The 1386-nt window shown below is 71.6% G+C and carries 2 protein-coding genes; both read right to left on the reverse strand.

Features of this window, described 5'->3' with window-relative positions:
* Complete coding sequence (locus ACIQVZ_RS42475) at positions 1 to 828, reverse strand: ferritin-like domain-containing protein (protein ID WP_402458559.1); 828 nt, start codon at positions 826 to 828, stop codon at positions 1 to 3.
* Positions 825 to 1386 (reverse strand): ferritin-like domain-containing protein (locus ACIQVZ_RS42480; RefSeq protein WP_402458562.1); only part of this gene is annotated, 562 nt, incomplete at its 5' end. The genes ACIQVZ_RS42475 and ACIQVZ_RS42480, both read right to left, overlap by 4 nt.

Consider the following 1386-nt stretch of genomic DNA (forward strand, 5'->3'; position numbering starts at 1 on the left):
TCAGACGGTGAGCAGGGTGGGGCTGGCGGCCTTGTCGGTGGGCAGGAAGTCGTCCGGGACGGGGTACTGGCCGAGCACGTAGTTGAGGATGGCCGCGTGCATGGCCTCGACCGTGGCGATGGTGGCGGCGGTGGCGATGCCGCCGGGGCTGGTCACGTTGTAGGTCGCGAACAGGTAGGTCTGCGCGGCCTGGTCCTCCAGGGACAGGGCGAGCTTGGCGACCGTGCCCACGTCGGTGGCCGTGTTCAAGGCCTGCACGGTGGCGGGCTGGTTGGACAGCGGCACGTTCGTGATGGCGGGCTTGCCCGCGCCGGTGAGGACCGCGTTCCAGGCCTTGGCGTGGTCGGCGTGCTGGGCCTGCGCGGTGGTGATGAAGTTGGCGACCGCCGGGGGGACGGTGCCGAGCTTGCCGGCCTTGGCGGCGTCGAGGGCGGCCTGGTAGGCGCCCACGGCCTGGTTCTCCAGCGCGGTGGCCAGGGCCACGACCTTCAGGTCACCGGTGTACTGCCCGGACGCCGAGCCGGACGCCGAGCCGGAGGCCGGCATCGAGGGTCCGCTGGAGGAACCGGAGGAGGCCGACTTGCTGTTGGAGCAGGCCGCCAGGACCAGGGCGGCGCCGACGCCGCCGGCCCCGAGCAGGAACCGCCGCCGACCGGCATCGCGCGGCCCACCGGCCCGCCGGGCCCGGATCTCCTCGGTCAGGTCCAGCGCGCTGGCCCGCATGGCGGGCAGCGTCTCCTGGTGCGCCTGGTCCATCTCCTTGGTGAGGCGGGAGAGTTCGCGCTCGCTGATCGGCAGCTCCCAGCTGCCCTTGGTACTGGTCGTCACTTGACGGCCCCTTCGCTGATCGGGGAGGCGTTGGTGGTCGGGTAGAAGGCGTCGGGGAAGCCGACGCTGCCGGCCGCGGCGGGCAGCTTGGACGGGTCGACCGGGATGGTGATCAGGTCGGCCGCGTTGCCGGCCAGCAACGCCTGCACCGCGAGCAGGGTCGCGCGGTGCTGCGCCTCGACCGGGGCGACGGAGGCGAAGAGCTTGCGCAGGTCGGCGCTGGAGACCTGGGAGACGTTCTTGGTGTAGGTCTGCGCGGCCACGTCCTCCAGGGTGATGGCCAGCTTCACCACGTCCGCCGGGCCCTGGATGCTGGGCAGCATCTGGTCCACAACCGCCTTGTACTTCGGGTCGGGGCTGTTCTGCGCCTGGCCACCGGCCTGGGTGGCCGCGGCGTTGAACGCCTGGGCGTGCGCCTGGTGCTGCATGGTGGTCTTGGCGATGAACGCGGCCACCGTCTTGTTGCCGTCCTTGATGAACGGCAGCCCGGCCGCGGTCTGGTAGACGCTGATCGCCAGGTTCTCGATCGACGCGGCGGTCTGCAGCGCCATGATGTCG

Source organism: Kitasatospora sp. NPDC098663 (assembly GCF_044760075.1).
Classification (GTDB): Bacteria; Actinomycetota; Actinomycetes; order Streptomycetales; family Streptomycetaceae; genus Kitasatospora.